Source organism: Vibrio sp. 1978 (assembly GCF_033344345.1).
In genome coordinates, this window is record NZ_JAWPOP010000188.1 from 1 (window position 1) to 976 (window position 976).

Genomic DNA, 976 nt, shown 5'->3' on the forward strand with positions numbered 1-976 from the left:
GGCTTCTGCCAGCTGGAACCACTTACGATAACGTCAGTATTGGCCGAGTCGTGACCAAACAAACAGCCCGAGGTGGTGGCTTAGGCCATCAGCTAATCACACGAGCCATCCAAGCATGCTCTACGTTATGGCCCGAAAAAACCATAGACATTGGTGCACAAGAACATCTTATCGATTTTTATGCTCACCATGGATTTGAAGTTATTTCTGACAGTTACTTAGAAGATGGAATTCCACACGTAGACATGCGCAGGAAGCATTCGACTCAATAAACCTCTACAAAACTGCAATAAAAAAGACGCGAGATGATCGCGTCTTTTTTAAATCTACAACGGAAACTATTTGTTTCTGCCGAAGCTGCCATCCGATAGACGGAAGAACATAACCGAATGATCGCTCTTTTCCAGTTGCAACATATCTAACTGGCCGTTTTCTGAGAGTTTAAAACGGATGAGTTGCCCCTGCTTGATATGGCTCAGTGGCTTGTCGCTTCCTTCTATTTTTACTAAGGCGCTAAGGTCAGCCATAGAAAGCTGATTGTTGCGAAAAACTTGAGCTAACGTATCACCATTCTTCACATGGTACTCTTTCCAGTCTTCTGACTTAGGCCCCGAGTTTTGCGACGTACGTTGCTGACTCAGGCTTTGCGCATTTAACTGGATAGCAACACGCTGGCTATCCCCTTCACCCTGCGGTTCGACTAACGGTTCCGTTTTTTTCGGTAACGGTACAATCAGAAGTAGAAGTAATAATGGCATTAACACCATCAAAGCTCGTTGATGGAATTTAGGTAAGCGCTGCCAAAATGCCTTGATTGGTTCTACACGTTCCAACCACTTACTTTTGTTGAACGGCTGCTTCCAGTTGATAGCAGCGAACTTTTGTTTGACCAACTCGACGTAGTCGACTTGCTGCTTTTTCTTTCTGCGACGATTCATGTTGATGTGTCCCTTAATACTTCTACTACCAGTATAAA

At 44.4% G+C, this 976-nt stretch carries 2 protein-coding genes; one reads left to right on the plus strand and one right to left on the minus strand.

Annotated features, from left to right (window positions below; genetic code table 11):
• Positions 1 to 272 (plus strand): GNAT family N-acetyltransferase (locus tag R8N49_RS25400; protein ID WP_318190246.1); only part of this gene is annotated, 272 nt, incomplete at its 5' end.
• Between the two features lie 66 nt (positions 273 to 338).
• Here R8N49_RS25400 and R8N49_RS25405 read toward each other — a convergent pair.
• Positions 339 to 938: a LysM-like peptidoglycan-binding domain-containing protein gene (locus R8N49_RS25405; RefSeq protein ID WP_005496937.1), complete on the minus strand. Its 600-nt coding sequence runs from the start codon at positions 936 to 938 to the stop codon at positions 339 to 341.
• Between the last annotated feature and the right edge of the window lie 38 nt (positions 939 to 976).